At 50.1% G+C, this 473-nt stretch carries 1 rRNA gene; it reads left to right on the plus strand.

What is annotated here, in order from left to right:
* Positions 1–473, plus strand: a 23S ribosomal RNA gene (locus tag AC27IJ_RS00005); the annotation flags it as partial.

Genomic DNA, 473 nt, shown 5'->3' on the forward strand with positions numbered 1-473 from the left:
AACCGGGTGATCTACCCATGTCCAGGTTGAAGTTTCCGTAAAAGGAAATGGAGGACCGAACGCACATCCGTTGAAAAGGGTGGCGATGAGGTGTGGGTAGGGGAGAAATTCCAATCGAACCCGGAGATAGCTGGTTCTCCTCGAAATAGCTTTAGGGCTAGCCTCGTATTAGTCTGCCGGAGGTAGAGCACTGAATTTCCTAGGGGGCGTCAAAGCTTACCAAAGAATATCAAACTCCGAATGCCGGCCAGATGATGTACGGGAGTCAGACTGCACGAGATAAGTTGGGTAGTCAAAAGGGAAAGAGCCCAGACCACCAGCTAAGGTCCCAAAGTGCGTGTTAAGTGGAAAAGGATGTGGGATTTCACAGACAACTAGGATGTTGGCTTAGAAGCAGCCACACATTCAAAGAGTGCGTAATAGCTCACTAGTCGAGAGGTCCTGCGCCGAAAATGTCCGGGGCTAAAACACGA

The sequence above is a fragment of the Lacrimispora sp. YZC11 genome, assembly GCF_057543815.1.